Annotated in this window: 25 protein-coding genes; 12 read left to right on the forward strand and 13 right to left on the reverse strand. The window is 40.9% G+C overall.

Going from position 1 to position 25,700, the window contains the following annotated elements; all coding sequences use genetic code 11:
* The first annotated feature begins 4 nt into the window (after positions 1-4).
* Positions 5-3,100 carry an efflux RND transporter permease subunit gene (locus AFM12_RS17315; protein ID WP_055150915.1) on the forward strand — a complete coding sequence of 1,032 codons (3,096 nt, stop codon included), beginning with the start codon at positions 5-7 and terminating at the stop codon, positions 3,098-3,100.
* Between the two features lie 5 nt (positions 3,101-3,105).
* Positions 3,106-4,404: a TolC family protein gene (locus AFM12_RS17320; RefSeq protein WP_165492360.1), complete on the forward strand. Its 1,299-nt coding sequence runs from the start codon at positions 3,106-3,108 to the stop codon at positions 4,402-4,404.
* A 3-nt stretch (positions 4,405-4,407) separates the two neighbouring features.
* On the opposite strand, the gene AFM12_RS17325 is transcribed toward AFM12_RS17320, so the two are convergent.
* The 5 genes from AFM12_RS17325 to AFM12_RS17345 all read right to left on the reverse strand — a co-directional run bounded on the left by AFM12_RS17325 (position 4,408) and on the right by AFM12_RS17345 (position 10,426).
* The gene (locus tag AFM12_RS17325) at positions 4,408-5,127 is read right to left on the reverse strand and encodes a 5-oxoprolinase subunit PxpA (RefSeq protein WP_055150921.1); all 720 of its coding nucleotides are present in this window, start codon (positions 5,125-5,127) and stop codon (positions 4,408-4,410) included.
* A 3-nt stretch (positions 5,128-5,130) separates the two neighbouring features.
* Positions 5,131-6,090, reverse strand: coding sequence for a 5-oxoprolinase subunit C family protein (locus tag AFM12_RS17330; RefSeq protein WP_157687457.1), 960 nt, complete (start codon positions 6,088-6,090; stop codon positions 5,131-5,133).
* Positions 6,091-6,182: 92 nt separating this feature from the next.
* On the reverse strand, positions 6,183-6,842 hold the full coding sequence (gene pxpB / locus AFM12_RS17335) for a 5-oxoprolinase subunit PxpB (RefSeq protein ID WP_055150927.1): 660 nt from the start codon (positions 6,840-6,842) through the stop codon (positions 6,183-6,185).
* Positions 6,832-8,871 carry a thioredoxin domain-containing protein gene (locus AFM12_RS17340; RefSeq protein ID WP_055150930.1) on the reverse strand — a complete coding sequence of 680 codons (2,040 nt, stop codon included), beginning with the start codon at positions 8,869-8,871 and terminating at the stop codon, positions 6,832-6,834. The genes pxpB and AFM12_RS17340 overlap by 11 nt, the downstream gene beginning before the upstream one ends.
* Complete coding sequence (locus AFM12_RS17345) at positions 8,864-10,426, reverse strand: T9SS type A sorting domain-containing protein (RefSeq protein WP_055150933.1); 1,563 nt, start codon at positions 10,424-10,426, stop codon at positions 8,864-8,866. Before AFM12_RS17345 ends, AFM12_RS17340 begins: the two co-directional genes overlap by 8 nt.
* Before the next feature lie 113 nt (positions 10,427-10,539).
* On the opposite strand from AFM12_RS17345, the gene AFM12_RS17350 reads away from it, so the two are divergent.
* Positions 10,540-10,992, forward strand: a complete 453-nt coding sequence (locus AFM12_RS17350; RefSeq protein ID WP_055150936.1) for a hypothetical protein — start codon at positions 10,540-10,542, stop codon at positions 10,990-10,992.
* A gap of 3 nt (positions 10,993-10,995) precedes the next feature.
* Positions 10,996-12,471 carry a helix-turn-helix domain-containing protein gene (locus AFM12_RS17355; protein ID WP_055150939.1) on the forward strand — a complete coding sequence of 492 codons (1,476 nt, stop codon included), beginning with the start codon at positions 10,996-10,998 and terminating at the stop codon, positions 12,469-12,471.
* On the opposite strand, the gene AFM12_RS17360 is transcribed toward AFM12_RS17355, so the two are convergent.
* The 6 genes from AFM12_RS17360 to AFM12_RS17385 form a co-directional block, all read right to left on the reverse strand.
* Positions 12,472-13,068 carry a NifU family protein gene (locus AFM12_RS17360; RefSeq protein WP_055150942.1) on the reverse strand — a complete coding sequence of 199 codons (597 nt, stop codon included), beginning with the start codon at positions 13,066-13,068 and terminating at the stop codon, positions 12,472-12,474.
* 125 nt (positions 13,069-13,193) lie between these two features.
* A complete protein-coding gene (gene rpmA / locus AFM12_RS17365; protein ID WP_055150945.1) occupies positions 13,194-13,463 on the reverse strand; it encodes a 50S ribosomal protein L27 in 270 nt (89 codons plus the stop codon).
* A 53-nt stretch (positions 13,464-13,516) separates the two neighbouring features.
* Positions 13,517-13,828 carry a 50S ribosomal protein L21 gene (rplU, locus tag AFM12_RS17370; RefSeq protein ID WP_055150948.1) on the reverse strand — a complete coding sequence of 104 codons (312 nt, stop codon included), beginning with the start codon at positions 13,826-13,828 and terminating at the stop codon, positions 13,517-13,519.
* A gap of 119 nt (positions 13,829-13,947) precedes the next feature.
* Positions 13,948-14,523, reverse strand: coding sequence for a lysoplasmalogenase (locus tag AFM12_RS17375; protein WP_055150951.1), 576 nt, complete (start codon positions 14,521-14,523; stop codon positions 13,948-13,950).
* Between the two features lie 56 nt (positions 14,524-14,579).
* Positions 14,580-16,778, reverse strand: a complete 2,199-nt coding sequence (locus AFM12_RS17380; RefSeq protein WP_131458449.1) for a 3-coathanger stack domain-containing protein — start codon at positions 16,776-16,778, stop codon at positions 14,580-14,582.
* Positions 16,779-16,784: 6 nt separating this feature from the next.
* Entirely contained in the window at positions 16,785-18,584 is a 1,800-nt protein-coding gene (locus AFM12_RS17385) for a tail fiber domain-containing protein (RefSeq protein WP_055150957.1), read from the reverse strand.
* Positions 18,585-19,134: 550 nt separating this feature from the next.
* Here AFM12_RS17385 and AFM12_RS19750 point away from each other — a divergent pair.
* Positions 19,135-19,647 carry a hypothetical protein gene (locus AFM12_RS19750; protein ID WP_165492361.1) on the forward strand — a complete coding sequence of 171 codons (513 nt, stop codon included), beginning with the start codon at positions 19,135-19,137 and terminating at the stop codon, positions 19,645-19,647.
* Here the strand turns inward: AFM12_RS19750 and AFM12_RS17395 are convergent.
* Positions 19,639-20,172, reverse strand: a complete 534-nt coding sequence (locus tag AFM12_RS17395; protein WP_055150963.1) for a 5' nucleotidase, NT5C type — start codon at positions 20,170-20,172, stop codon at positions 19,639-19,641. The genes AFM12_RS19750 and AFM12_RS17395 overlap by 9 nt on opposite strands.
* Before the next feature lie 106 nt (positions 20,173-20,278).
* On the opposite strand from AFM12_RS17395, the gene nadD reads away from it, so the two are divergent.
* Positions 20,279-20,851 (forward strand): nicotinate (nicotinamide) nucleotide adenylyltransferase, encoded by a 573-nt coding sequence (gene nadD, locus AFM12_RS17400; RefSeq protein WP_055150966.1) that lies wholly within the window; start codon positions 20,279-20,281, stop codon positions 20,849-20,851.
* Here nadD and AFM12_RS17405 read toward each other — a convergent pair.
* Positions 20,823-21,593, reverse strand: a complete 771-nt coding sequence (locus AFM12_RS17405) for a type III pantothenate kinase (RefSeq protein ID WP_055150969.1) — start codon at positions 21,591-21,593, stop codon at positions 20,823-20,825. The genes nadD and AFM12_RS17405 overlap by 29 nt on opposite strands.
* A gap of 182 nt (positions 21,594-21,775) precedes the next feature.
* Between AFM12_RS17405 and AFM12_RS17410 the strand changes: the two genes are divergently transcribed.
* The 6 genes from AFM12_RS17410 to accB all read left to right on the forward strand — a co-directional run bounded on the left by AFM12_RS17410 (position 21,776) and on the right by accB (position 25,700).
* Complete coding sequence (locus AFM12_RS17410; protein ID WP_055150972.1) at positions 21,776-22,318, forward strand: YceD family protein; 543 nt, start codon at positions 21,776-21,778, stop codon at positions 22,316-22,318.
* Between the two features lie 22 nt (positions 22,319-22,340).
* Positions 22,341-22,526, forward strand: coding sequence for a 50S ribosomal protein L32 (rpmF, locus tag AFM12_RS17415; RefSeq protein ID WP_055150975.1), 186 nt, complete (start codon positions 22,341-22,343; stop codon positions 22,524-22,526).
* A 41-nt stretch (positions 22,527-22,567) separates the two neighbouring features.
* Entirely contained in the window at positions 22,568-23,509 is a 942-nt protein-coding gene (gene plsX, locus AFM12_RS17420) for a phosphate acyltransferase PlsX (RefSeq protein WP_055150978.1), read from the forward strand.
* Positions 23,510-23,541: 32 nt separating this feature from the next.
* Entirely contained in the window at positions 23,542-24,528 is a 987-nt protein-coding gene (locus AFM12_RS17425) for a beta-ketoacyl-ACP synthase III (protein WP_055150981.1), read from the forward strand.
* Between the two features lie 24 nt (positions 24,529-24,552).
* On the forward strand, positions 24,553-25,122 hold the full coding sequence (efp, locus tag AFM12_RS17430; RefSeq protein WP_055150984.1) for an elongation factor P: 570 nt from the start codon (positions 24,553-24,555) through the stop codon (positions 25,120-25,122).
* A 95-nt stretch (positions 25,123-25,217) separates the two neighbouring features.
* Positions 25,218-25,700, forward strand: coding sequence for an acetyl-CoA carboxylase biotin carboxyl carrier protein (gene accB, locus AFM12_RS17435; protein ID WP_055150986.1), 483 nt, complete (start codon positions 25,218-25,220; stop codon positions 25,698-25,700).

Here is a 25,700-nt window from a genome sequence, read left to right on the forward strand (position 1 = left end):
TCTTATGTCAATATCAACCTTATCCATAAAGAGGCCCGTTTTGGCCATTGTCATGAACCTGATGATCTTGCTCTTCGGGTTTGTAAGCTTTCAGTTTTTGGGTGTACGCGAGTTCCCATCCGTCGACCCTCCGGTTGTAACTGTTTCTACGAGTTATCCCGGAGCGAATGCTGATATTATTGAATCTCAGATCACTGAACCGCTTGAAAAGGCTCTGAACAGTGTTGAGGGAATTAAATCGGTGAGTTCTTCCAGTAACCAGGGTTCAAGCCGTATTACGGTTGAGTTTAAACTTGGGGTAGATATGGAAAGGGCTGCCAATGATGTAAGAGATAAAGTTTCTCAGGCCGTTCGCCAGTTGCCTAATGATATTGATGGCTTGCCAAACGTACGTAAAGCCGATGCAGATGCAGAATTTATCATGTCGTTTACACTTCAAAGTGATAAACGTTCAATGCTTGAAATTTCTGACTTTGCCGAGAATGTAGTTTCTCCGCGATTTGAAACCATAGAGGGGGTTAGTAGCGTGCGAATCTGGGGTTTCAAAAGATACGCCATGCGTTTATGGATGGATCCGGCAAAAATGGCTTCTCAGGGTATCACTACACAGGATGTTAAAAGAGCTTTAGACCGTGAAAATATTGAATTGCCTTCAGGGAAACTTCAGGGGAATAATACCGAGCTCATCGTTAAGACTCGTGGTAAGTTTGAAGATGTTGACGATTTCAATAATATGATCGTCAGAAATGAGGGCGAGCAGATTGTCAGGTTCAAGGATATCGGCTTTGCAGAGCTGGGACCTGAAAATGAAGAGACCATTTTGAGATGGAATGGCATACCGATGGTGGGTATTGCTATCACGCCTCAGCCGGGCTCTAACTATCTGGATATTGCCGAAGAAGCTCACAAAAGAGCAGATCAGGTAAGAGCAATGCTTCCGCCCGATTATAGCATGGAAACCATCCTTGACAATACGGTTTTCATCAAAAACTCGGTAACGGAGGTGGCCGAAACCATCCTGATTGCCATCTGTCTGGTAGTAATCATTATTTTCTTGTTCTTTCGGGACTGGATAGTGGCGGTTAGACCTTTGATTGATATTCCGGTATCATTAGTCGGAACTTTCTTCGTGATGTGGCTTTTCGGATTTTCAATCAATGTGCTCACTCTTTTGGCCATAGTCTTAGCCACAGGTTTAGTGGTAGATGATGGAATTGTAGTTACTGAAAATATTTACAAGAAGATTGAAGCAGGGATGCACCCTGTGGAGGCTGCTATTAAGGGGGCCAACGAAATTCTTTTTGCGGTCCTGGCCACTTCAATTACACTGGCAGCTGTTTTCCTCCCAGTAATTTTTATGGAAGGATTTGTTGGACAGCTATTCCAGGAATTCGGGATTGTACTGGCGACTGCGGTAATTATTTCTGCTTTCGTTTCATTGACGTTAACGCCTGTTCTAAATGCCTATCTGAATAGGAAGACTTTGAAGAAAACAAAGTTTTGGTTAGCTACTGAGCCCTACTATTCTGCATTGGAAACCAATTATAAGAATAGCCTAAGTAATTTTCTTAACAGAAAGGTCATTTCTATTGGTATTCTTGCCATTACGTTGATCATGACATTCCTTATTGGTCGCGAGCTTGATTCTGAACTTGCTCCTCTGGATGACCGAAGCCAGCTTTCAGTAAGAATGACAGGCCCTGAAGGGGCTTCTTATGAGTATATGGATGCTTATATGCTTAGTCTATCAAAAATAATGGAAGACTCTGTTGGAGCAGATAAAAACGGTATTCTAACTGTAACATCTCCGGGTTTTGCCGGTTCAGGTAGTGCAAATTCAGGTTTTGGCAGGGTTTCTTTAAAACCTAAAGAAGAACGTAAATGGAGCCAGCACCAGTGGGCCGGATATCTCAACAAACAATTAAAAGAAATACCATACGGAAAAGCTTTTGTTAGTGAGCAGCAAACCATTGCTTTGAACAAAAGAGGGGGATTACCGGTGCAATATGTTATTCAGGCACCTGGTTTTGAGAAACTGAGAGAATACCTTCCAAAGTTCATGGAAAAAGTAGATCAGGATCCAACTTTTACCATCACAGATGTTGATTTGAAATTCAGTAAGCCGGAGCTGGCGATTCAGATTGATCGTGAGAAAGCTAAAAGTATGGATGTTGCTGTGGCTGATGTAGCTCAAACGATGCAATTGGCTTTTGCAGGGCAGCGTTTCAGCTATTTCAATATGAATGGGCGACAGTATCAGGTGATTGGTCAATTTGACCGCAGAAACAGAAATGAGCCGATTGACCTGAAAAGTATGTATGTTAAAAACAGTAGGGGAGAGCTGATTCAGCTTGATAATATTGTCAAAACTGAAGAACAGAGTAGTCCGCCCCAGCTATATCACTATGATAGATACATGTCAGCCACCGTTTCAGCCGATGTAGCCCCTGATAAAACAATTGCAGACGGTATAGAAGCCATGGACGCCATAAAGGCTGAATTGAATGATGAGGCGATTCTGACTTCCCTAACTGGTTCATCGCGAGATTTTCAGGAGAGTAGTTCAAACACGTTTTTCTCTTTTGTGCTGGCCCTTTTGTTAGTCTATCTCATTCTGGCAGCTCAGTTTGAAAGCTTTATTGATCCTTTCATCATCATGATCACTGTTCCGCTGGCTATTGCAGGTGCGGTACTTTCTTTATGGTTGTTTGATCAGACCTTGAATATCTTCAGCCAAATTGGCATCATCATGTTGGTAGGTCTTGTGACGAAAAACGGTATCCTGATCGTAGAGTTTGCAAATCAGTTACGAGAGGAGGGACTCTCAAAAGTGGAAGCAGCCCGTCAGGCGGCTACGCTGCGTCTGAGACCAATTTTAATGACAACACTCGCCACTTGTTTGGGTGCTCTGCCAATTGCTTTGGCACTAGGTGCGGCAGGCGAGAGCCGGAGATCAATGGGTATTGTGGTCATCGGCGGGCTCTTAATGTCACTTGTGTTAACACTCTATGTGATACCGGCCATGTATATCTATCTAAGTCGAAAAAAGAATGTGGAACGCCGTCAGGAAATTGAGGAAATGGCAGCTGAATACGCATGATAAAAATGAAGAAACTAATCCTTTTCTTATCTCTGAGTGGCTTTTCAATATCGGTTTCATCTCAGGAGATTTTAACTTTAGATCTGGCTATCTCTGAGGCCGTTGAGCGTAATTTCAGCGTAAAAGTTGCCGAAAAAAGAGTCGAAGCCGCTGAAAACCAGATTTACAAAGGAAATGCCGGAATGAGTCCTCAGCTCGACTGGATTACCAACATTAATGGTAGCGTGAATCAGGTGAACCAGGTTTTTGTGGATGATCGAAAAATCAATAGACTGGGACAAGGCTTTTCACCGAACACCAACCTTAATTTAAGCTGGACGCTTTATGATGGTCGGAGAATGCAGGTCATTTATAATCGATTGCAGACACAGGGACAGGAAAGCCTTCTTCAGAAAAAGCTGGTAGTGCAGAATGTTATCTCAAATGTGATGCAGGTTTATTATGAGATTTTGAGACAGAAGAAATCGGTGGAGTATCTCGGGCAAATCATTAAGTATTATGAAGAACGTCTTAATATCACGGAAGAGCGTTGGCAGATCGGCCGGGGCTCTAAACTGGACTATCTTCAATCAAAAACAGACCTTACCACACAGCAGGTGGAGTTAGTATCAGCCGAGAATCAGTTGAGAACTTCAAAAGTAAGATTAAATAACCTTTTAGGAACTCCCGCTGATAGGAGCTTTGAAGCTGAGTACATTTCTGACGAGGCCCCGATTTACAATCTTAATACCTTACTTGATCAGGCGAGATCTTCAAACAGAGATTTGCTTCTTTTGAACAAGGGGATTGAGTTAAGTCTTTTGGCAGAGCAGGAGGCTTTTTCCTTTAAAAAGCCTCGTATCGCTTTAAATTCAGGTTTTGGGTATTCCTTCAATCGAAATAACGCCGGTTTTCTGGCTCTTAACCAAAGTGTGGGATTAACTGCAGGTGTCAGTGCTGTTTGGAATATTTTCAACGGACATCAAACCCAACGGGATATTCAATTTGCCAGAATCAATACAGAGGTTATTCAAACTCAGAAGCAGGAATTGCTGAACCAATTGGAAGCTGACCTTACCGCTTCTTATTATCAGTTTGAGGCGGATAGAGAATTGCTGAATCTTGAACAAGCCAACAAAGAAGTGGCCGAGGAAAACCTTAATATTTCACTGGAAAAGTTTCGTCTGGGAGCTAGTACAATCCTCGAACTGAATGAAGCTCAGCGGAGGTATGACTTATCGCTTAATAGGTTGGTGAATGCTCAGTACAATCTCCGAATCTCTGAGCTGGAATTGCTCAGAATGAGTGGAACCTTGGTGGAGTAATTGTTATCTCAAATTTTGAAGCCTTTGAGCGATTTCAAGGGCTTTTGAGCCGTCTCCATGAATACAAAAGGTTTTGGCCTTTAGGTCTATTCTGATGTTATTATTACTCATCACATTCCCTTTTTCTAGAATATCTTTTACCTGATTATAGGCTTTTTCCGGGTCTTCAATTAAGGCTCCTTTTTCAGATCGTGGTGTAAGTGCCCCTTTATCAGTATAGGTTCTGTCTGCAAAAGCTTCAGGCCAAAAGGGTTGATTCTGATTTTTAGCTACTTTTGCGGTTTGGCTTTTTGGGAGGCCAAAGACAATCCAGTTCGGGTTATATCCTCGTATTACCTGAAGATAAACTAAAGAAAGCTCAGCGTCTCTGGCCAGTAAATTATACAAAGCTCCATGGGCCTTTATATGGTTAATGATAGCTCCTTCTTCATCAGACCATTTCAAAAATCTGTCAAATTGTTTTTTTATCAGGTCACTCAGTGAATCTGAAGAAAGGGGGAGTTCCTTTCTTCCAAAGTTCTCTGGATCATCAAAACCCGGATGAATACCAATATTGAGTTTTAGCTCAACAGCTTTTGAGATGGTTTGACGAATCAACCGTTCATTACCGGCATGAAAACCGCAAGAGATATTAATGGAGTCCAGATAAGTCATTAACTCCTGATCCCGTCCGTTTAACCAGGTTTCCTCCACCTCACCCATGTCGCAGTTGAGGTCCACCATAGATCAGGAGTACAGTTTTACAGAAGCTTTGAATTTCTTGATTTCTTTTTCTTGTTTCAGTACAATCTTTTCTGCTACATCAATGCTTATTTCTCTGAATGTAATGTGTTGACCTACAGAAAGTTGAGCTAAAAAAGGAAGATCCGTTGAAATGACATTCCCAATTTTTGGGTAGCCCCCGGTAGTTTGATGATCCGCCATTAGAATAACCAATTGCCCGTCAGGCAAAAGTTGGATGGTGCCAAAGGCAACAGAAGACGAAATAATCTCGCTTTCACTGTTTCTATTGATACAATCACCCTCCAATCTGTAACCCATGCGGTCTGAGTGACCAGAAACAATAAAACGCTGGCCAAATATTTTATTCCGGCTATCCTGATCAAGACTATCCAGCTCTGCTCCACCAATGATTCTGATTTCCTGCTCGTTTTTGATGTATGGTCTGAGAGCCACATTGACCGTTTTCGGGGCCAACGCTATTTTCTTACTCGCTTCAAAGAGTGTCCCATTTTTGAGATTAAGGTCAAGGCTCATGCCTTTGATAATCTTCAGACCTCCGAAACCCGCTCTTAAGTTTGTACTTGAAGAGCCTAAAACTTTTGGAAGTTTAAAACCACCTTTCACCGAGAGGTACGCTCTTTCTCCTTTCTGTTTCTTACCGAAGGTAAGCATATCGCCAGGAGCAGCCGTATGGATTTTCCAATTGGCAACAGGTTTCCGGTTCAGGGAAGGAGAAAAATCTGCTCCGCCAATCGAAAAAATAGCGTGCTCCTCAAAAGTAATTGTAGGCGTAGGATAATGAAACTCGATAACAGCTTCATTCTCATCATTGCCGAGCAAAATATTGATGAGACGCATCGAAATGTGGTCCATTGCCCCGGTAGGATTTACACCTTTAGCCTGATGGCCAAATCTGCCTAAGTCCTGAACGGTGGTCAATATTCCTGACTTTAAAAATATCAAAATGATCCGGTATTGGTTAGGTCACTCAGTGATATAAACTCAGGTCAAGGTAGAACGAAAACCCTAGAAAACAAAACTTCACCGATTTGTGATTAAACGGCTTTGAATTTTACATAGTCTCCTGTACTAAGCAGACTAAGTTTTCGGTCTGATGGGTCAAAAAGCTTTTTGTCGGTATGCCCGATCAACTGCCAGCCCCCGGGGCTTTCTAGAGGATATATGCCAGTTTGAGCACCGGCGATACCAACACTGCCTGCGGGTACTTTTAGCCTTGGTTTCTTTTTACGAGGAGTGGCTAGTTTTTGATTTAAACCTCCCATGTAAGCAAATCCAGGTAAAAATCCCATCATGTACACCCGGTATTCGGGCTCGGTATGTAGTTTAATGATTTCCTTTTCACTCAGTTTGGAATGCCTACCTACTATCTGAAGGTCTTCGCCCGAGTATTCTACCGGGATTTCAATTAAGTTTTTCGGTTTATTCCCTGTTTTAAGGCTTTCGAAAGGTATCTCCTGCATTTTGGATTTGACGAATAAAAAAGGACTCTTATAGCCTTGATTTATCAATTCAACCAAATCATAAAATACAGTTAGTGAGGCATAGGCAGGAACCACCTCTATAAATCCGGGAAAACTATTTTCTTCAATCCACAGGCAAGATGCAATAACCAGATCATTGATCTCCGGACTTATTTTCTGTTCAAAATAAAGGGTGATAGCGTTTTCAGAAAGTGGATGAATTCTATAGTTCATTGATCTGTTCCAGTGCGTCGTTTACATCGGTAACCGGTAATTGGCAGGCTTGGTTCTCGCAAACATAAATATAGGTCTTTCTATCATTCTTAAACCTTTCCTGAAGTAGTGGTAGGGAAGACCCCTCCTTTGCTCCGCAGAAATAAACTTCTTTTTTGAGCTCTTTGGCTAGTTTTTGCTTTACTTCGAGATAGTCAGGCCCTGCAATAGCTACTTCAATAACCTGTTTCTGTAACTTTAACCCTACTGACGCCCAGTTGGTCATAAAGCCGGGTTCGGCCATTGTCATTTTCTTTACCTTCGCAAACATTGAATCTGCGAGTTCTTTATAATCCTCTTTTGAAAGTAAAACGCCTAAATCAAAAAGAGCATTGGCCAAAATTGAATTAGATGCCGGAATGACATTGTCATAAACCTCCTTTTTTCGTGCAATTAATTCTTCAGCCTGACTGTCGGTATAATAAAACAAGCCTTCTTCAGGGTCAAAGAAATTATGCAAAACGTAATCGGCCAGTGAGTCGGCCCTGTGAAGCCACTTTTTTTTAAAAGTCAATTGATAGAGTTCAGTGAAGGCTTTGATTACCGTGGCGTAATCATCAAGAAAACCGAAGATCTCTGATGGCTTCCCCTCAAATTTCAAATGATTGAGGCATAAGACTCCTTCTTCTGATTCCTGAATAAAGGCGTCAGCAATAAAATCACCGAGTTCACTGGACATTTGAGTATATTCAGTTCGAAAGGTTACCCGAGCTGCATTTATGAGACCGGAGAGCAAAAGGGCATTCCATGAACAAATCAGTTTGTTGTCTAGACCGGGTTTGATCCTTTGAGAACGGACAGGTTTGAGTAATTGCCAGGATTCTTCTAATAATTGCCATTCTTCTTCAGAAGGAAGAGTTTCCAGATGAAGAACGTTATTGCCATGCTCCCAATTTCCATGAAATGAAAACTCATAGAGGTTCGAGAACTTATGCGACTTATCAGCCAGTATGGAATCAATTTCTGCTGATTGCCAGATATAATATTTACCTTCTTCTCCCTCAGAATCGGCGTCAAGGGCAGCAAAGTATCCTCCCTCATTACTTTTCATTTCTTCCTGAAGCCAATCAATTGATTTCTCAACAGCCCATAAGTAGAGCTTTTGATTTTCTGCTGAGCCTCCATTTTTTTGAAGAAACTCAATCATACCTGAGTATAGCTCTATCAATTGACCATTATCATACAGCATTTTCTCAAAATGAGGCACTTTCCATTGAGCATCCGTGCTATACCTTGTCCAGCCGCCGGCGATATGGTCGAAAATTCCACCCAGTGCAATTCTATTGAGCGTATGCTCCAATTGTAATTGCATTTGAGGGTCTTTCGTATCTTTCAATGCATTTAAGATAAACTGCCATACAGAAGGCATCGGGAATTTTGGAGCTCTGTTAAAACCACCATCCTCTGGGTCTAATTGAGCATAAAGATTCTCAAAAATAGCTTCAGTTTCTTCCGGGTTTAGCCCACCTGATTTTTTTGTGGACAAATCGAAAAGTGGTGTTTTCTGTGACACAGTAGCATTTATGCCCTGAGCAAATTTATCTGCTGACTCCTGAAGTTTCTCCCGGTCAGTTTTAAAGGCGTTTTGAATTCCCAGGAGGATATTCTGCCAGTTTTTAGGCGGGAAATACGTGCCCCCATAAAAGGGTTTGGCATCGGGCATCAAAAAAACATTGAGCGGCCAGCCGCCTCGAATACCCATTGCATGCAAGGCATCCATGTAAATGGAGTCGATATCTGGACGCTCTTCACGATCAATTTTAATATTTACAAAATGCTCATTCATTATAGTCGCCAGCTGCTCATTCTCAAAGCATTCATGAGCCATCACATGACACCAGTGACAGGAAGAATAACCAATGCTGACCAAAATGACCTTGTCCTCATTTCGGGCTTTTTGAAGAGCCTCTTCGCCCCATGGATACCAGTCTACAGGGTTGTTTTCGTGCTGTTTCAGGTATGGGCTGCTTTGGTATTGAAGTCTATTCAAGACGGATGATTTTTTTTGTAAAACGTTTGTCGTCGTATTTCAGATCCACGAAAAAGGAGGTCACTGAAAGTTCATTGACATTAATTTCGATAAGATTGTTTCCCTTTATTAAAGTTTTATCGAAGGTCTTAAGAAGCTTACCTGATTCTGAAAGGAGTCTTATTTCCGTGTCCTGTGTTTTCTTGGCAGTGAATTGTAGCTTCAAATTGTCTTTTACAGGATTAGGGAAAGCCACTTCTTCGGCTTCTTTCTGTGAAGAAAGAATTGACATGTCAAAAACACAGAGCTTAGTCTCATAACCTGAAAGTGTAACTGTGGTGGACCAATTTTGATATTTTACGCCAATAGTTACTTCTTCGTTTTCATCGGAAGCGAAAGGGTTATGGGCCGCAATTAATATTTGATCTCCTTTTACGACTCCTCGCCAGATAGGCTCTCTATTTTCATTATAATCTCTGGCAGAAGTTTCTATAACCAGCTGATGTTCTCCTTCAAAAAAGTCTTTGACCAGACTTAGCCGATATAATCCTTTTAGAAAATAGCTGTAAGTGACAAATGAGGTCTCGGATTGAAATAAAGCCGGATTTTCCCAAAGCCAAAGTCCGTCAGCACCGGAAAAAAATGGGAAAATGGCTGTGGCCTCAGCCATCCAGGGCTTGATGTATTGATTAACTACATTTTCATTGAAGCTGTATCTCATCCAAACAAAAGGAATGACAGGTTTATCCGTCCAGGCCTTATTGGCCTCAATCTGGAATAGTAAATAAGAAAGATACTCGCCGGCAAAAGGGTGGGGGTAGTCATAATAATAATAGGCGGACGGCGTGGCAATATCCATTTGATCATAAAACGGGCCGCCGATATCACCGTTTTCATCAGTACAGATGTAATTCAGAACCGATTTGTCAGTTTGCCACTCCTGCCAGGTTTTTCCCTGAATATTCTGAAAAGTATTGACAATTGGAGTGTCAGAATAGGAGGCAATTCTGGGCTGATTTGAGCCTCCTTTTGAAAGAAATGAGCTCACTGATCTGGCATAAAGGTTTCTCAAATCTGATTTATACTTACTGAGAAATTCGGCATCGCTTAAATTACGATACTCGGCAGGAATGGCCGGATTGCTTTTTAACTGAAGTATTTCGAAATCGAAACGGAAAGTTCGTTCAATATCAAAACAGAAAATATCTGAACTCAGGATGCCTTGACTGCCTGTCTGAGCTGATAGGAAGTTAAAATCATTTTGCCATTTATTTTCATAAATGCTAAGATCATTTCCCCACGGGCTTCGCAACTCTTCCCACGGCTGATTTTGATCCGCATAGGCCGTGCCGTAATATATCTGAGCTTTTTGATCGTTTTGTAGACCGGAGTATGAATTTGGGTCTGCAGCTAAAGTAAAACCATGTTTCAGTGCGGCCGGAATATCCTGATTGCGATTTGGTAAACCATAGACCAGCTCAAAAGGCAGTTCAAATTCAGGAAACTGAGACCATTCAATTACTCCTTTTTCAGAGTCATCGAATGTGCTGAATTCAATACAGTTCTGTCCTTGCAATATCAAGGATAGTCCTAAAAATAGGCTTAATAGCACTGAAGTCGATCTCAAAAAAAAGGCTAATTTTGTAGAGTAAAGTCGCATTAAAACCGTTTTATACAAAAGTATCGATTATGATGGTTAAAAAGTTTCTGTTGGTCTTATTTCTCGGAGTCCTGTTTATTTCCTGTAAGAATAGTGGTGGCGTGGATCCTGATAAAACGGCCCTGGAGCTCATTTCTCTAAATCTTTGGGAACTACAACGCTATACTGATGCCACCGGTCAGCCTATCTCAAACGCCTCTTTAAATACCGAAGCCTTGCTTTTGTATGCCATGCAGTTTGAATTCAAAGATGACGGAGTGGTGAGAGGCTTGGATAAAACTTCAAAAAACATCATTGATAAGGGCGTCTGGTCTTTTATCGATAATGAAAACTCTGTCAATGTAAAATTGACAGGTCTTGACTATGATTTCAGAATAGTAACGCTCAAAACCGGGCAAATGACACTTCAGGCACCTACCGGTAATTTTCTTTCAGGTGTTGGCGATCAGATTAATCTTGAATTTACCTCAGTAAACCAATAGCACTTGAAAAACGAACATATACGTCTGATTTTTGGTCTTAAACTGAAGCAAATCCGACAGGAGAAAAACTTATCATTACAGGCACTTTCAAAAGTATCAGGTATTTCTCAGTCCTATTTAAATGAAATAGAGAAAGGGAAAAAGTATCCTAAGACTGATAAGATTTCTGCTCTTGCGGCTGCTTTAGAGGTGGAATATGACACTTTAGTTTCGCTCAAATTGAGTAAAAAGCTAGAGCCGATGGCCAAGCTGCTGAAGTCAAACATGCTCACTGAGATTCCTTTCGACTTTTTTGGACTTGATACAGCTCAGATTCTCGATTTATTTTCTGCAGCTCCTGCGAAGTTAAGTGCCTTTGTGAATGCCATTTTTGAGATTGGTAAGAACTATAACCTAACGGTAGAGAAATTCTATTTTGCTGCCTTAAGATCGTATCAGGAGATGCATCAGAACTATTTTCCTGAGATTGAGGAAGAGGCCGTTCGTTTTCTGAAAGATCAGGTAAAAGGTTCTGAGGAAACCTTAAACGAAAATATTCTAGCCGGCATTCTAAAGTCAATGTACGGTATTGAGATTTCTTATTTTGATGAGGAAGATCAACCGATCATTGCAAATATGCGATCTGTTTTCAGGCCGGAGAGCAAAATTTTAATGATCAATAAAAGGATTTCTGAGGATCAGCGTGCTTTTACGATGGCTAAAGAGTTGGGTTTTCAATACATGGGACTTAAAGAAAGGCCGTTTACCAGTTCATCCATAGAGGTACAGTCATTTGAGGAGGTTTTAAATAATTTTAAGGCATCCTATTTTGCGGGGGCTATTTTGATCAGACAGGAGTTAATTATTGAGGCTCTAAAAGATTGGTTTGCTCAAAAAACATGGAAGCCTGAAGTGGTGACCGAAATGGCCGAGCGTTTTCATGCAACTCCGGAAACGTTATTTCACCGAATAAGTAACGTGTTGCCAAAGCATTTCGGAATAGATAAGTTTCTCTTCATGAGATTTGATGCATTGCCGGGTAGCCAGCAATATTTTCTCACTAAAGAAATGCACCTTTCGAAACGGCTGGGGCCGCAGGAGAATAAAGAGGAGCATTATTGCAGAAGATGGGTTTCTATTGAAATTCTGGATCATCTATCTTCAAAACAGGAGGCTGGTAAGTACACTGGTCCTATCGTGGATGGCCAGTTTTCTTATTTAAAGAACAGAAAGCATGATTTCTTTGTGCTGGCTATGGCCAGGCCGCTAAATATCAAAAGACAACTTAATATCTCTGTCAGCCTTGGTTTTGAGGTTAATGATCAACTCAAATCAAAGATTAAATTCCTTAACGACAAGCAGATTGATAAACGCGAAGTGAATCAAACCTGTGAGCGTTGCGGAATTTTTGATTGTAAGGAGCGTGTTGCCGCACCTACAATCCTTCAAAAGAAAAGACATCAGGAAGAAATCAGAAAGGTATTAGAAAGGCTGAACTGATTACATCGCTTCAGCCACCACTTCTTTTACGCCCGGAACCATATTGGTGAGTAGTCTTTCGATGCCGTCTTTGAGGGTTACTGTGGCAGATGGGCAGCCGCTGCATGAGCCCTGCAACATAACAGTTACTCTACCACTTTCTTCATCATAGTCTGCAAAGTTGATGGCTCCACCGTCCGACTCAACAGCTGGTCTGACGTATTGATCGAGAGCAGCTTTGATCTTACCAACGGCTTCAGAGTCATTCGCGTCAACAATCAGTGTATTCTTTTCAACCGTTTTTTTGTCAAATACCTCATTCTCGTCATCGAAGAATATTTTGAGGAATCTCCTCAAATCGCCTAAAACCTCTTCCCACTGAGTTTCATCATCTTTCGTAATGGTGATAAAGTTGGACGCTATGAATACCCTTTGTACAAAAGGAAACTGAAAAAGATCCGCAGCCAAAGGTGAGGCTTTTGATTCCTCACGAGTGCTGCCCATGTCAGGGTAATCGAAAGAAAGCCCTTCAGGTACGAGTTCGTAATTGAGAACAAACTTCATCGAGTTAGGATTTGGACTTAACTCAGTATAGATCATCGTACTTCTTTTCAGCATCTTTATCGGTATTTTAAAAATCTGGTGTTCTTAAGAGAGAGAACATCGGACTATGGAAAAAGGTTTAAACAAAACAGCCGAATTCTCTTTCGAAAATCCGGCTGAAATATCAGTGATTTTGTCTGTTACGCCTGAGCAGCTTCAGCTGGCAAAACGTGAACAAAAGATTTTCCGTCTCTTCCTTTCTTGAAAGTTACGACACCATCTTTTAATGCAAACAAAGTATGATCACGACCAAGGCCTACATTCTGACCAGGGTTGTGCTTCGTACCACGCTGACGAACGATGATGTTACCAGCAACAGCGGCTTCGCCACCAAATAATTTCACTCCCAGACGCTTACTTTCCGATTCACGTCCGTTTTTGGAACTACCTACACCTTTCTTATGTGCCATGTTTGATAAATATTTTAAGTTATTGAACCTTTGGGTTCAGTAAAATTAATGTCTTATGCTACAATATCGTCAATCATCACTTTGGTCAGGTACTGACGGTGACCATTGCTCTTTTGGTAGCTTTTTCTACGCTTCTTTTTGAAAACGATAACTTTATCGCCTCTCAAATGTTCTAAAATAGTGCCTTTTACTTTAGCACCCTTAACGGTTGGAGCACCCACACTCACAGTACCGTCGTTGTCAACAAGAAGTACCTTGTCGAACTCAAGCTCAGCGTTCGCATCACCCTCCAAACGATGTGTGAAGACGTGGCGACCCTTCTCTACTTTAAACTGCTGGCCTGCTATCTCTACGATTGCGTACATGTTATTAAAATTAATTTATTTATAAATCGGGCTGCAAAGGTAATGAATAAGATTCTAAATTAAAATGCTGTTTCCAAAATAAATAATCTTCTCAAAAGGCTGATTCGCAGTGGCTTGACTTAAGCTGGCTCATTTTCTTCAACAAGACCCATAATAATCAGAAATTGCCCTAAACCATAGGTACTCATCACCCAAACCGGAGCGTGAGCTACTTTATGCATAAAAACATCGAGGGCAATAATGGAATCTGAAAGCATGAAAAGTACAGATCCCGAAAGTACCAGTCCGTAGCTTTCAGGCTTTGCTATTCTCGTACTGGCCATAAAAGTCATAAGGGAAATAGCACCGATATAAATGTAAACAGGGATTCTCATTTCCGAAGGAATAGCATCCTGAAGAATCAAAATGGAGAACATTAATGCATAGGCTGTAATAGGTGGCAAGCCAATCAACCGGAATTTTGAGTTTTGACTGAAAATGTAAGAATAAGTTAAATGACCAATAAGAAATGCCGAAAGACCAAGCAAGAAGAAGTTTTGGCCACTGAACATTAAAAATATATCTCCTAGCCAGGCAAAAAGAAGGGCAATGAAAACGGATTTATGAGTTTTTGATTTGTCAGCCCTGTAATAAATGTAAGCGAGTAAGGGCATAAGTAGTGGTTTGGTGAATTGTTTTAATTCACTGATGTCCATAACTGCTGCCAAAATATTTATCACAAGGACAGCAAAATAGGCAATTGCGTATGTTCTTACTCTTCGATACAATTCTGAATCTCTGCTTTAAACGGTTTTGTTGTATTCGTTGAAAATCCAGGATTTAGGGTTATTGAATTCTCTGCCTGATAAGTGGTGATATCATTGACAGTACCAATGGAAACAATGACATCAGAAGATTTGATTAGGCCGTAATGGCTGACTTCTAAAATGTTTACATTTGAAAGGCAAGGACTCGGATCAAAAGTGACTTCTATATTGCCAGAGGAGGTACCTTGACAAAATTCATTGTAAACGTTACTTACCGAAAAAACTCCTGAGGAGGAAGGCGTCAGACTGACAGAAGTTGAAGCCGAAGTCCCAGAAAGTAATTCTCCGGCAAGTGAGAAGTTGACTGTTGACTCTCCAGTGATTTCGACGGGTACTGTTATTGACTGACCGTTCTCAATAATGAAATTTCCCCCAACCGCAACAGTCGGTTGTGCATGAAGAGTGAAATTTCCTGACTCAGGTCCGGTGGTGCCGGAATTGGAGGATAGTACTCTAATTCGGTATTGGCTACTTGAAACAATTTCAGCGGGGATAGTTAGGGAGTTAAATGACGTATCGGTAACCACGCCTAAGACAACAGGGTTAGTAAAGATTCCATTTTCGTCAGAAAGCTGGATTGTAAATTGATTATCTGCAGCCCAATACCCCTGGGTATTTATTCTGAAATTGAATGTTTCATTCGCACAGAAATTATCCTTAATCCCGTCGTAAGAAAGAACTTCGGGTGTTATAAACTGAACTATAACCTGAGACACACAAGTGCTTTTATTGCCTGATGGATCAATTGCTGTAAGGATAACGTTATTGCTTCCGGTGTCGGAGAGAGTAAAAGAACCTGGATCGACACTCAGGGTAAATCCATTAGCATCAAAGGTGCCGTTGTTGAGGCTATCTGCAATAAGAGTTGCGGTGCTGTCAGGGCCCAACGTGAGCGTAAAGGCTTTGCAGGCAATATCAGGATGTGTAATGTCTTCTAAATCAAAGCTTCTCCAAACAATGCCATATTCATCACCATCCTGTGTATTGGTAGAATCCTTCATTCCGGATTGCCAAAGGGCGTAAAGGGGACCTTCATCACCTAGGAGCGAAAGTGCCGAAAAAGACTGAAAAAAGTCTGTGGTCGAATTTAGTCTGGTTTCGTTGGTTTGTATGTTATGGTTATTGTCAAGGACTCTCGAGTAAATCCCGTCGTAAGATGCGTCCTGGTTAAACGAATTCCATGACACTACCGTTATGCCATTTACAGATGTAGCTATGGACGGAAAGTTCTGAAAACCTGAAGTAGTTTTGTTAATGCGTTTGTTGTTTTGGCCCTGAGAGCCTAGTGTCTGGGAGAGAACACTGAGGTAGATACCCTCATTGCTTCCATCACTTCCCTTATCGGTCCATACGACATAAACATTCCCTAACGTATCTGAGCTTACAGCCGGAGAAATTTGTTGAAATGTACTGTTGTTGGAGATATTAATGATGGAAGACGAAGTGCCGTTTGATGAGTCAAAGACCTGTCCTTTAATTTCAGAATCATTTAAAGTGTCTGTTTCCTGCCAAACCACAGTGAAGCCGTTGTTAGTCAGGCCCGCGACTACAGGTACTAACTGAGCTACTCCCGAAGAATCTATCTGAAAGTTAGCAGAGAAGGAAGAGGTGTTTGAAATATATCTGGTCCCGCTTACTTGTGTGTTATTTTGCCAAACTAGAATGAGGTCTCCGTTTGGTGTAGAAGCCAAATTAGGGAATTTCTGATTTCCTGTCAGATCGGCATGAAGGATGGTTTCTCCTACTAAAACATTACCACTGGTATCAAAGACTTTTCCGTAAACATCCCAATCTCCATTGGTTCCAATGCCCATCCAGGTTACAAAAACGAATCCTTGATTAGAATACTTTATTTTTGGATATCTCTGATCTTCGTTGGTGGTGGTATTCACGGTGAATTCTGCGACAAGAGCATTGCCAAGGGAGTCGGTAAATTTCGCCTTGATTTCGTAGTCCAGATTACTCCCGTCCCATGATTCCCAAACTGCATACACGTTTCCATTCGAATCGGAAGTAACAGAAGTATTTTGCTGTTGATTAGCTGTGCCGGTGTTAAGAACAAGTTCAGAACTTTCGTTCATTAACTGAGCATAGCCCAAGGAAGTCCAGCACAATAGAAAAATTACAGATATTAACTTTTTCATCAGTCTTTATTTTGCTGATGAGAGAATCACATCATTTGTTTTTACTTCATTTTTTGTTGCAGTTTTAATTTCCAGTAAAGATTTCTGAATAGCTGCAAGTGTCTCATTTTGCGATTGAATCTGTTTTTGCAATGAAGCAATAATGTTAGCCTGATTCTCCAGAAGTTCTTTTTGCTGACGATCATTCTCGCTCAACTCCTGTACGGCCTTTACTAAAGGCACCACAAATTCGGCATATCTTAATCCATAGGCTCTATTGGATTCATCAGGAGTTTTCACCCCGCTGAAATCATAACCAATTTCCTCAGCGACTTTTTCTACTTCCTGTGCTAAAAATCCTGAATAGACCTGTTGATCTTTGTCAATATTGACATCACAATCGTTCTGAAGAACCTCACTCATTTTCTGAGTGTCGAAATTGTAGGATACCGGACGTAGTTTATTTACAAAATCAAGTCCCGGGATGTTTTCCTTTACATTTTTCTTAAAACGGGCGTCTGAAGTCGCTGTCCAATTGACTGTACCTCCAATACTTGCCGTGAGAGCATTCCCAAGGAAAACTTCATTATTAGCGGCAAGATTGATCGACCTCCCTACAGCAACTGAATTGCTGCCTGTGACAGAATTGCCCTCCCCAACTGAGATACTTCCATCACCCTGAATGATAGTATTGGCACCAATTCCGACCGCTGCTGTGTTGTCAATATCAATTAAATGCCCTATACCAACGGCATATGATTGAGATATGTTTGATTGATAGCCCAAACCTACAGAGTAGTCAGAATCAGAGTTACCATTCGTTTGCTGGCCCATCATAATGGCACCAGTTCCCCTGACATCATGCTCTTGCCCTATACTGATGGAGTACTGAGCGTTATTATATCCACTGTATCCCATCATGATGAGATCATTGTTGTCAACATCGCAATAGGCCCCGAAGAAATTTGTTCTTTGCCTTACAGTACTATTGTAATTTGAGAAGGCCCCCATTCCCACATTCCACTCTCCGTCTCTGTTATTGAAACCAGTGTAAAAACCAACATAGGTATTTCCATTGGCATTTGAAAGGCTGTTCGTTCTGTTATTGTCCCAACCCGACATCGCACCCACGAATGTATTGAAATCGGCATATTCTGTTGCAGGACCAGCAGCAGCACCGATCATGGTATTGTAAATACCATCTCCTATGTCTATCCCTGAGGAGTCTCCAACAGCCGTATTGTGATGTCCATCATCGACATCCGATAGTGATTCTGCACCAATTCCGGTATTTCTATAGCCAACATTTGCACTAATTCCTGCTTCGTTACCAACAAAGGTGTTCTTGAAACCCGTGGTGTTTGAATAGCCTGCATCTTCTCCAATGAAAGTATTTTCATAGCCGGTGGTGTTCAAGGTGCCCGATTCCTCACCTACGAAAGTATTGTCATAACCCGAGGTGTTGTTTTCACCGGACTCTGTACCAATAAATGTATTATCACCTGCTGTGACATTTGACTTTCCGGCTTCCATTCCGATAAATGTATTGTCAAAACCGGTAGTATTGGAAGAACCAGCCATATAGCCTATGAAAGTCGATTCAGAAGTTGTATTACTCCGTCCTGCTTGATAGCCCATAAAAGTAGTGAAAGAGCCGCTGCTAAGGGAAGAACCTGTGCTATCTCCGTACATAGTATTATAGTCACCAGACGTTATACTAACCCCAGAACCAGTTCCTGAGGTTTCATTTAGGGTTTGGCTGAAACCTGAAAGTGCTGCAAGGCTAAAGGCTAAAACGAAGATAAGATTAAGGAATAAGTTTTTCATGACTTAAATTTGATGTGGTGCAATAATACAACTTCAATAATTCAATGTCAATTTGATGAGAGTACAGTGGGCTGGAATAGATTTAGATCTTTTGAACTTTTTTTTAATTGTTTTATCCTTTTTGGTATGCTTTTACTATCCCTATGAATCTTTCATATTGGCGTATTCTATTTTGGGTCCGTTGCATTATTTGACGGAGACAAATTGGTTGAAAAAAAAGGAAAAAGAGTATTCCAGATGGTTTTGGGTTGCAATTGTCTTTTCTCTGCTTATTGTTTTGCCCAAGTGGTTTATTGAATTGGGGGGCAAAAATTCCTTAGTCTTTCCGAAGCTTGTAAGCTTTTTTGATGAGGTAAGCAATGTCTTCATCTTTCTGCCTTTTTTTCTATCAGGGTTTTTATTTTATGGCAATTTGAATTTTAAGAAAATCCTTCTTTTCGTCTTATTGACTCTGTCTGGTTATTTTCTGTTTACTAAGCCATTTTTTGGGACCTTCTTTGGGCTTTTGATCCCCACCTTAATACATGTGTACCTCTTTACCATTTTTTTTATGGCTTCGGGGACTATTAGAAACAAAGGGAGGTTTGGGGTTCTGAATTTGATTTTAATGTTTATTGCTCCCGTGGTCATTTGGGTGTTACCTGTCTCGCTTGGAGATTACAGTGTAGAGCCTAAACTTAAAGGTATTTTTATTGATACCCACTATCACTATACCAATGTTCTTTTTAGCAAGTTCCTGGGCTTATCGGATGGTACTAGTTTCTTCTTTTACGAAGAACTGGAGCTAAAGATGCAACGCTTTATTTCGTTTGCTTACTTGTATCACTATTTAAATTGGTTTAGTAAAACGAATGTTATCTATTGGCATAGAGCGATAAATAAACAGTCAGCCATACTCATTGGAGTTTCGTGGATTGTGATGCTGGTTTTATTTTTCCAGAATTACCGACTGGGATTTATGGTAGCCCTGCTGTTTAGTTTTATACATCTGTTGATGGAGTTTCCTTTGAATATTGCAAACTTTAAGTTTATTCTGAGGTCAATTTCAGGAAAATCAAAGTAATTCTCTGGCAATTTCTTTCCAGCTTTTAACTCTTTGATATCCCTCGAGAGATTGATTATGGATAGCGTCAAAAAGCAAGGTCTGACCCTCAAAAACTTTCAAGTTTTTCTCATGATCATCAATCATGACATCCCCTTTAACGATTGATTTATCTCCGCATAAGACAAGGTTTTTCCAGTGAATAAACGGGAAATGTTCCTCAAGCCATTCGTGTTTTTCCTTCAAAGAGTTCGGGAATTCTGTGGCGGCTGAAACGATGAAGACTTCATGCTGCTCATGAAGTTTTTTTACTACCTCGATGGCGTCCGGCATAACCGTAACATTTCTAAAGAAACCCGGCTCATATAGTTTGTGTCTTACAGTAAGGTAATTTTCTTTGAGTCCGTCATCCCAAAGGTTGTTTCCCCAAAACTGCTCTTTGTGATAAGAGGTATTGAACTCTGAATTGTAAAGATTGAGGATAGATTGACTGGTGTCAGCCATCACATCGTCCATATCAATGATCAGTCGTTTGCTTTCCCGCATTTATTCTTTTTGTTCAAAGGTATGTTTTTGAGAAATGATATTCAAAAGCTCTAAGTTTCGGTATTTAGGGATGTTTTGACAATTTTGCCTCCACAATTATTGAAGCATGAAGATAGGATTGTTTTTCGGGTCTTTTAATCCCATACACATGGGGCATCTGATTATTGGTAATACGATGGCCTACAATACTGACCTTGATGAGGTGTGGTATATCGTTTCCCCTCAAAACCCCTTTAAAAAAAATAAAAGTCTGCTTCATGAGTTTGATCGTCTCGAGATGGTTGAGAAAGCAATTGCTGACAATTTTAAGCTTAAGGCTTCTGACATTGAGTTCTCGATGCCCAAACCGAGTTATACCATAGATACATTGACTGTTCTTTCTGAAAAATTTTCGCAGCATGAATTCGTTTTGATAATGGGAGAGGATAATCTGGTGCAGTTCAGGAATTGGAAAAACTATGAGAAAATTCTTGAGTATTATCAATTATACGTGTACCCAAGACCCAATACTGACCCTCATGAATTTGAGAATCATACGTCCGTAAAATTTGAAGAAGCTCCCTTGTTGGATATTTCAGCAACCTACATTCGAAATGCCATCAAAAACGGAAAGTCTATCCGTTACATGGTCAAAGAGGAGGTTGAGAAGTTTATTGAGCTGAAAGGCTTTTACCTATAATATACAGACCTTTTAAGGTAAGGTCGATGTCTATCTCATCAAACAAGGCTTTGTTGCCCGGGAGAATGGATGAAAGGCCACCTGTGGCGAAAACCTTGATCTCATTTTCATTCATTTCTTTTTTAAATTTCTCGATAATATTACTTACCAATCCCTCGTATCCATTCAAAATTCCGGATTGAATGGAGCTCACAGTGTTTCTGCCTATGGCATTTAAGGGAAGCTCAAGGGGTACTTCTGGTAGTTGAGCAGTTTTAGAGAATAAAGAATTAATCGCCGTTTTTAAACCGGGAGTGATGGCTACCCCGAGAACTTCGCCGATAGAACTAACGGCGGTAAAAGTTAGAGCTGTACCAAAATCAACAATGATACATGCACAATGACAATGATGATAAGCTGAGACCGCATTGGTGTAAAGGTCGGTGCCTAGTTGGTCAGGATTTTCAATTTTTACTTTAACCAAGGGGTGAATACCTGGTTTTACCTCAATGACCTCTGATTTGTTTAATTGTGTTAATATATCCAATAGAACCGGACTTAATTCAGGAACCACGGAACTCAGCACTTTTACACCTAAAGAATCAGCTGTCAAATTGTTTTCAAGAAGAAAATTGGCGAGAGCAGTTTGGAAAAAGATCTTGTCCTCCTGTTTTTTTGAAGGAACTCTGAATGTTTGAGTGAGGTTGTCGTTTTCAAAGACGCCAAAAACAATGTCGGTATTACCAATATCTACAGTAAGCATATCAGGGTTTTGAGGTTAGCTAAATTAGTAAAACCTTTGAGGCTCGGTTGAGAAAAAAGTAAATTAGTTTAATTTAGGCAGTCTCTATGAGTACGCTCCCGTTTAGATGAAGATCTAAATATTTTGGTAAAACTTTAGTATGAACAAAAAAGGTTGTAATTTTGCAGCCTTTCTGACAAAACGTGAAGAAGCACTTAGCTCAATACGAAATAAACATACTGGGTCTTGATGAAAAAAGACATCAGTTTGACTTTGAGGGAGGAGCTGAGTTTTTTGAATCTTTTGATCAGGATATCGTCGAAAACGGGCGTTTTAAGCTAAATTTAGAGTTAGATAAAACGGCCACCATGATGAGGCTTCATTTTGACTTAAACGGCTCTGTAGAGTTGGTTTGCGATAGAAGTCTTGAAGTTTTTGAAGAACCGATACAGGTAGAAGAAAAGTATATCTACAAGTTTGGTGACAGAAACGAGGTGGTTTCAGAAGATGTTGAGATTATCCCCTTCGGGGCCAGTGAGATCAATATTGCGAACCTGATTTTTGATTTTATCTGTCTGGCGGTGCCAATGAAAAAGTTACACCCCAGGTACAGAGACGAATCAGATGATGACGATGGTTTTTATTACTCGGATAGTATTGAAGAGAAAATAAAGCCAAAAGAAGAAAGAAACGAAGAGGTTGATCCGAGATGGGAAGCTCTGAAATCTTTGAAAAAGAAATTGTAACAATTTAAATAAACAGGTAGTAATGGCACATCCGAAACGAAAAATTTCGAAAACCAGAAGAGACAAGCGTAGAACTCACGATAATCTTGCCACTAAAGCCCTTTCTGTAGATGCAACTACAGGTGAAATTCATGTGCGTCACAAAGCTCACGTATATGAGGGTAACCTTTATTACAAAGGTCAGTTAGTAGTAGAAGACTATAAGTAAGTCAGGCGTCTCTCACCAAAATCTGATTTAATTTGAAGCCAATGAAAATAGCCCTAGATGCTATGGGTGGCGATTTCGCTCCTAAAGTAGCTGTTGAAGGTGCTTTGCTCGCTCTTACTGAGCTTTCGAAGGACACCTCGGTTATTTTGGTTGGTAAAGAAAATGAAATCAGGGATTGGCTGATAGGTCAGGAGTATCCTGAAGAGAGACTGATCATACAAAACGCTGAGGAGGTAGTAGGTATGCACGAGCATCCTGCTAAATCTTTCTCTCAAAAGCCCGATTCCAGTATATCTGTCGGGTTCAAGTTATTAAAAACAAAAGAAGCGAATGCCTTTTGTAGTGCAGGTAACACTGGTGCTATGATGGTGCATTCGCTTTTTGTTTTGAAAACACACGGGAGCATCCAGCGGCCACCTATCGCTGGTTTTTTTCCGCTTCGTAACGGCAAGTTCAATATCATGCTTGATATTGGGGCCAATGCCGACTGTAAACCTGAATTGCTGCAGCAGTTTGCAGAACTAGGTTCTATTTACGCTTCACTAACCCTTGATATTCAAAAGCCGAGAGTAGCTCTGCTGAATATTGGAGAGGAAGAAACAAAAGGGTCACAGGTAGTTCAGGCTACTTACCAGTTATTGAAAAATGACCCGCGGGTCAACTTTGTTGGTAATATTGAAGGTCGTGATCTTTTTGAAGATAAAGCTGATGTGGTTGTCACTGAAGGCTTTACCGGAAACGTCATCTTCAAAATGGGTGAATCTTTATACGAATACGCTAATGATCAGGGTATTGACGATCGCCTCATCAACAGAATGAACTATGAAGTAGTGGGTGGAAGTCCCATTATTGGTGTCAAAGGAAACGTCATAGTGGGCCATGGCATTTCTTCAGCCCTGGCCATAAAGAATATGATTTTACTAGCTGAAAAGCAGGTAGATTCAGGAGTTAATGCTAAAATTGCAGAAGTTTTTGGTGAGTAATCGCCATTAAAACCAAGACTTTAAAACCTTATATGAGTATCAAAGCCGCTATTACGGGAGTAAGTGCTTACCTTCCGGAAGATGTTTTAACGAACGCTGATCTGGAAAAAATTGTCGAAACTAACGACGAATGGATCACCTCCCGAACCGGTATAAAAGAAAGAAGAATTCTCAAAGGTGAAGGCCTTGGGACCTCTTTTATGGCAGCAGAAGCTGTCAAATCTCTCTTAAAAAAGACAAATACTAAGCCTGAAGAGGTTGATTTAGTTATCGTAGCTACAGTTACGCCCGATTATCTTTTTCCGTCAACAGCAAATCTTGTGTGTACACAAGCAGGAATACCGGCAATCGGTAGTTTTGATATTCTTGCTGCCTGCTCAGGCTTTATTTATGCCTTGTCTACCGGAAGCCAGTTCATTGAGTCTGGTCGTTATAAAAAAGTTGTGGTGGTAGGAGCAGATAAAATGTCTTCCATCATTGATTGGACAGACCGTACGACCTGTATCCTTTTTGGTGACGGAGCTGGTGCGGTAATGCTTGAAGCCAATGAGGAAGGTCTGGGCCTTCAGGATTTCAGAATGCATTCAGACGGAACCGGTGAAGATCACCTGAATATGAGAGGTGGAGGAAGCAAGTTTCCTGCAAGTCATGAAACGGTAGACCAGCGTTTGCATTATATTCGTCAGGAAGGTCAGGCTGTATTTAAATTTGCTGTAACCAAAATGGCAGATACGGCAGAGGAAATAATGAAGGCGAACAATCTGACCGGTGATGATATTGCTTATCTTGTACCGCATCAGGCCAACAAACGTATTATAGATGCGACTGCTCGCAGAATGGGCGTTGGTGAAGACAAAGTAATGCTCAATATTAACAAATATGGCAATACCACGGCGGCTACGATTCCGCTTTGTCTTTTTGACTATGAATCTAAACTGAAGAAAGGTGATAACCTTATTCTTGCAGCCTTTGGTGGTGGTTTCACCTGGGCCTCGGCCTATTTAAAATGGGCTTACTAAACCGAAAATAATTTATTCTATACTATGGCAACTACAGCTGATTTCAGAAACGGGTTGTGTATTGAGTACAATAATGATTTGTATATCATCACCGAGTTTCAACATGTAAAGCCTGGCAAAGGACCAGCTTTTGTTAGAACCAAACTTAAGAATATCAAAACCGGAAGAGTACTTGACAACACGTTCACGGCTGGTGTAAGTGTCAATACTGCCCGTGTGGAGCGTAGGGAGTTTCAATATATCTACAATGATGACATTGGTTTTCATTTCATGAATAATGAGACTTTTGAACAGATTAATCTGCCAAAAGACATGGTGCCTGCCAATGATCTCCTCAAAGAAGGTCAAAATGTAGATATTCTTATTCATGCAGAAGAGGAAACTCCGTTAACGGTAGAGATGCCGATGTATGTAGAATTAAGAGTAACATACACAGAGCCTGGTGTTAAAGGCGATACTGCAAATAATCCCTCAAAGCCGGCAACGGTAGAAACAGGTGCTACCATTAAGGTGCCTCTGTTTATTGAGAATGATGAACTTATTAAGGTCAATACGCAGACCTACGAATACGATTCAAGAGTCAAAGAAAAATAGAACAGGTCGCTCCTTGACGGGGCGACCTCCTTTTTTTGATGGCAACCTTTTCTTTATACATTTGTAATAACTCTAATTACTTACCCTTGATTTAGATGGAAACAAAAGACATTCAGAAATTAATCGACTATATATCCAAGTCTGATCTTGATGAAATCAATATTGAGACAGCGGACCTTAAACTAAGTATTAAAAGAAATGTGGGAGCGACTGTGATTCAGGCTGCAGCTCCTGTGGCGGCAGCACCAGCTCCGGCGGCGGCTCCTTCAGTTGCCCCGGCTCCTGCAGCGGAGGTAGCCCCTGTGGCAGCCCCGGTGGCAGAAAGTGCACCTTCACACCTTATCGAGGTTAAATCTCCGATGATTGGTACATTCTATCGTGCGGCAGGCCCTGATAAGCCAAACTTTAAGGAAGTAGGTGACAGCGTAGCAGAAGGTGACGTGATTTGCATTGTAGAAGCAATGAAACTTTTCAATGAGATCGAATCTGAAGTAAAAGGTAAAATTGTGAAGATATTGGTAGAAGATGCTACACCGGTTGAGTTTGATCAGCCATTGTTCCTGGTAGACCCTTCTTAA

It is taken from the genome of Jiulongibacter sediminis, assembly GCF_001306455.1.
In the GTDB taxonomy this organism is placed as follows: Bacteria; Bacteroidota; Bacteroidia; order Cytophagales; family Spirosomataceae; genus Jiulongibacter; species Jiulongibacter sediminis.

Excerpts from the sequence above, each read along its gene's own strand:
- AFM12_RS17315 (WP_055150915.1), top strand. The coding sequence starts at position 5 with ATGTCAATATCAACCTTATCCATAAAGAGGCCCGTTTTGGCCATTGTC.
- AFM12_RS17320 (WP_165492360.1), top strand. The coding sequence starts at position 3,106 with ATGAAGAAACTAATCCTTTTCTTATCTCTGAGTGGCTTTTCAATATCG.
- AFM12_RS17325 (WP_055150921.1), bottom strand. The coding sequence starts at position 5,127 with ATGGTGGACCTCAACTGCGACATGGGTGAGGTGGAGGAAACCTGGTTA.
- pxpB (WP_055150927.1), bottom strand. The coding sequence starts at position 6,842 with ATGAACTATAGAATTCATCCACTTTCTGAAAACGCTATCACCCTTTAT.
- AFM12_RS17350 (WP_055150936.1), top strand. The coding sequence starts at position 10,540 with ATGATGGTTAAAAAGTTTCTGTTGGTCTTATTTCTCGGAGTCCTGTTT.
- AFM12_RS17360 (WP_055150942.1), bottom strand. The coding sequence starts at position 13,068 with ATGCTGAAAAGAAGTACGATGATCTATACTGAGTTAAGTCCAAATCCT.
- rpmA (WP_055150945.1), bottom strand. The coding sequence starts at position 13,463 with ATGGCACATAAGAAAGGTGTAGGTAGTTCCAAAAACGGACGTGAATCG.
- rplU (WP_055150948.1), bottom strand. The coding sequence starts at position 13,828 with ATGTACGCAATCGTAGAGATAGCAGGCCAGCAGTTTAAAGTAGAGAAG.
- AFM12_RS17375 (WP_055150951.1), bottom strand. The coding sequence starts at position 14,523 with ATGGACATCAGTGAATTAAAACAATTCACCAAACCACTACTTATGCCC.
- AFM12_RS17380 (WP_131458449.1), bottom strand. The coding sequence starts at position 16,778 with ATGAAAAAGTTAATATCTGTAATTTTTCTATTGTGCTGGACTTCCTTG.
- AFM12_RS17385 (WP_055150957.1), bottom strand. The coding sequence starts at position 18,584 with ATGAAAAACTTATTCCTTAATCTTATCTTCGTTTTAGCCTTTAGCCTT.
- AFM12_RS19750 (WP_165492361.1), top strand. The coding sequence starts at position 19,135 with ATGGCTTCGGGGACTATTAGAAACAAAGGGAGGTTTGGGGTTCTGAAT.
- AFM12_RS17395 (WP_055150963.1), bottom strand. The coding sequence starts at position 20,172 with ATGCGGGAAAGCAAACGACTGATCATTGATATGGACGATGTGATGGCT.
- nadD (WP_055150966.1), top strand. The coding sequence starts at position 20,279 with ATGAAGATAGGATTGTTTTTCGGGTCTTTTAATCCCATACACATGGGG.
- AFM12_RS17405 (WP_055150969.1), bottom strand. The coding sequence starts at position 21,593 with ATGCTTACTGTAGATATTGGTAATACCGACATTGTTTTTGGCGTCTTT.
- rpmF (WP_055150975.1), top strand. The coding sequence starts at position 22,341 with ATGGCACATCCGAAACGAAAAATTTCGAAAACCAGAAGAGACAAGCGT.
- plsX (WP_055150978.1), top strand. The coding sequence starts at position 22,568 with ATGAAAATAGCCCTAGATGCTATGGGTGGCGATTTCGCTCCTAAAGTA.
- AFM12_RS17425 (WP_055150981.1), top strand. The coding sequence starts at position 23,542 with ATGAGTATCAAAGCCGCTATTACGGGAGTAAGTGCTTACCTTCCGGAA.
- efp (WP_055150984.1), top strand. The coding sequence starts at position 24,553 with ATGGCAACTACAGCTGATTTCAGAAACGGGTTGTGTATTGAGTACAAT.
- accB (WP_055150986.1), top strand. The coding sequence starts at position 25,218 with ATGGAAACAAAAGACATTCAGAAATTAATCGACTATATATCCAAGTCT.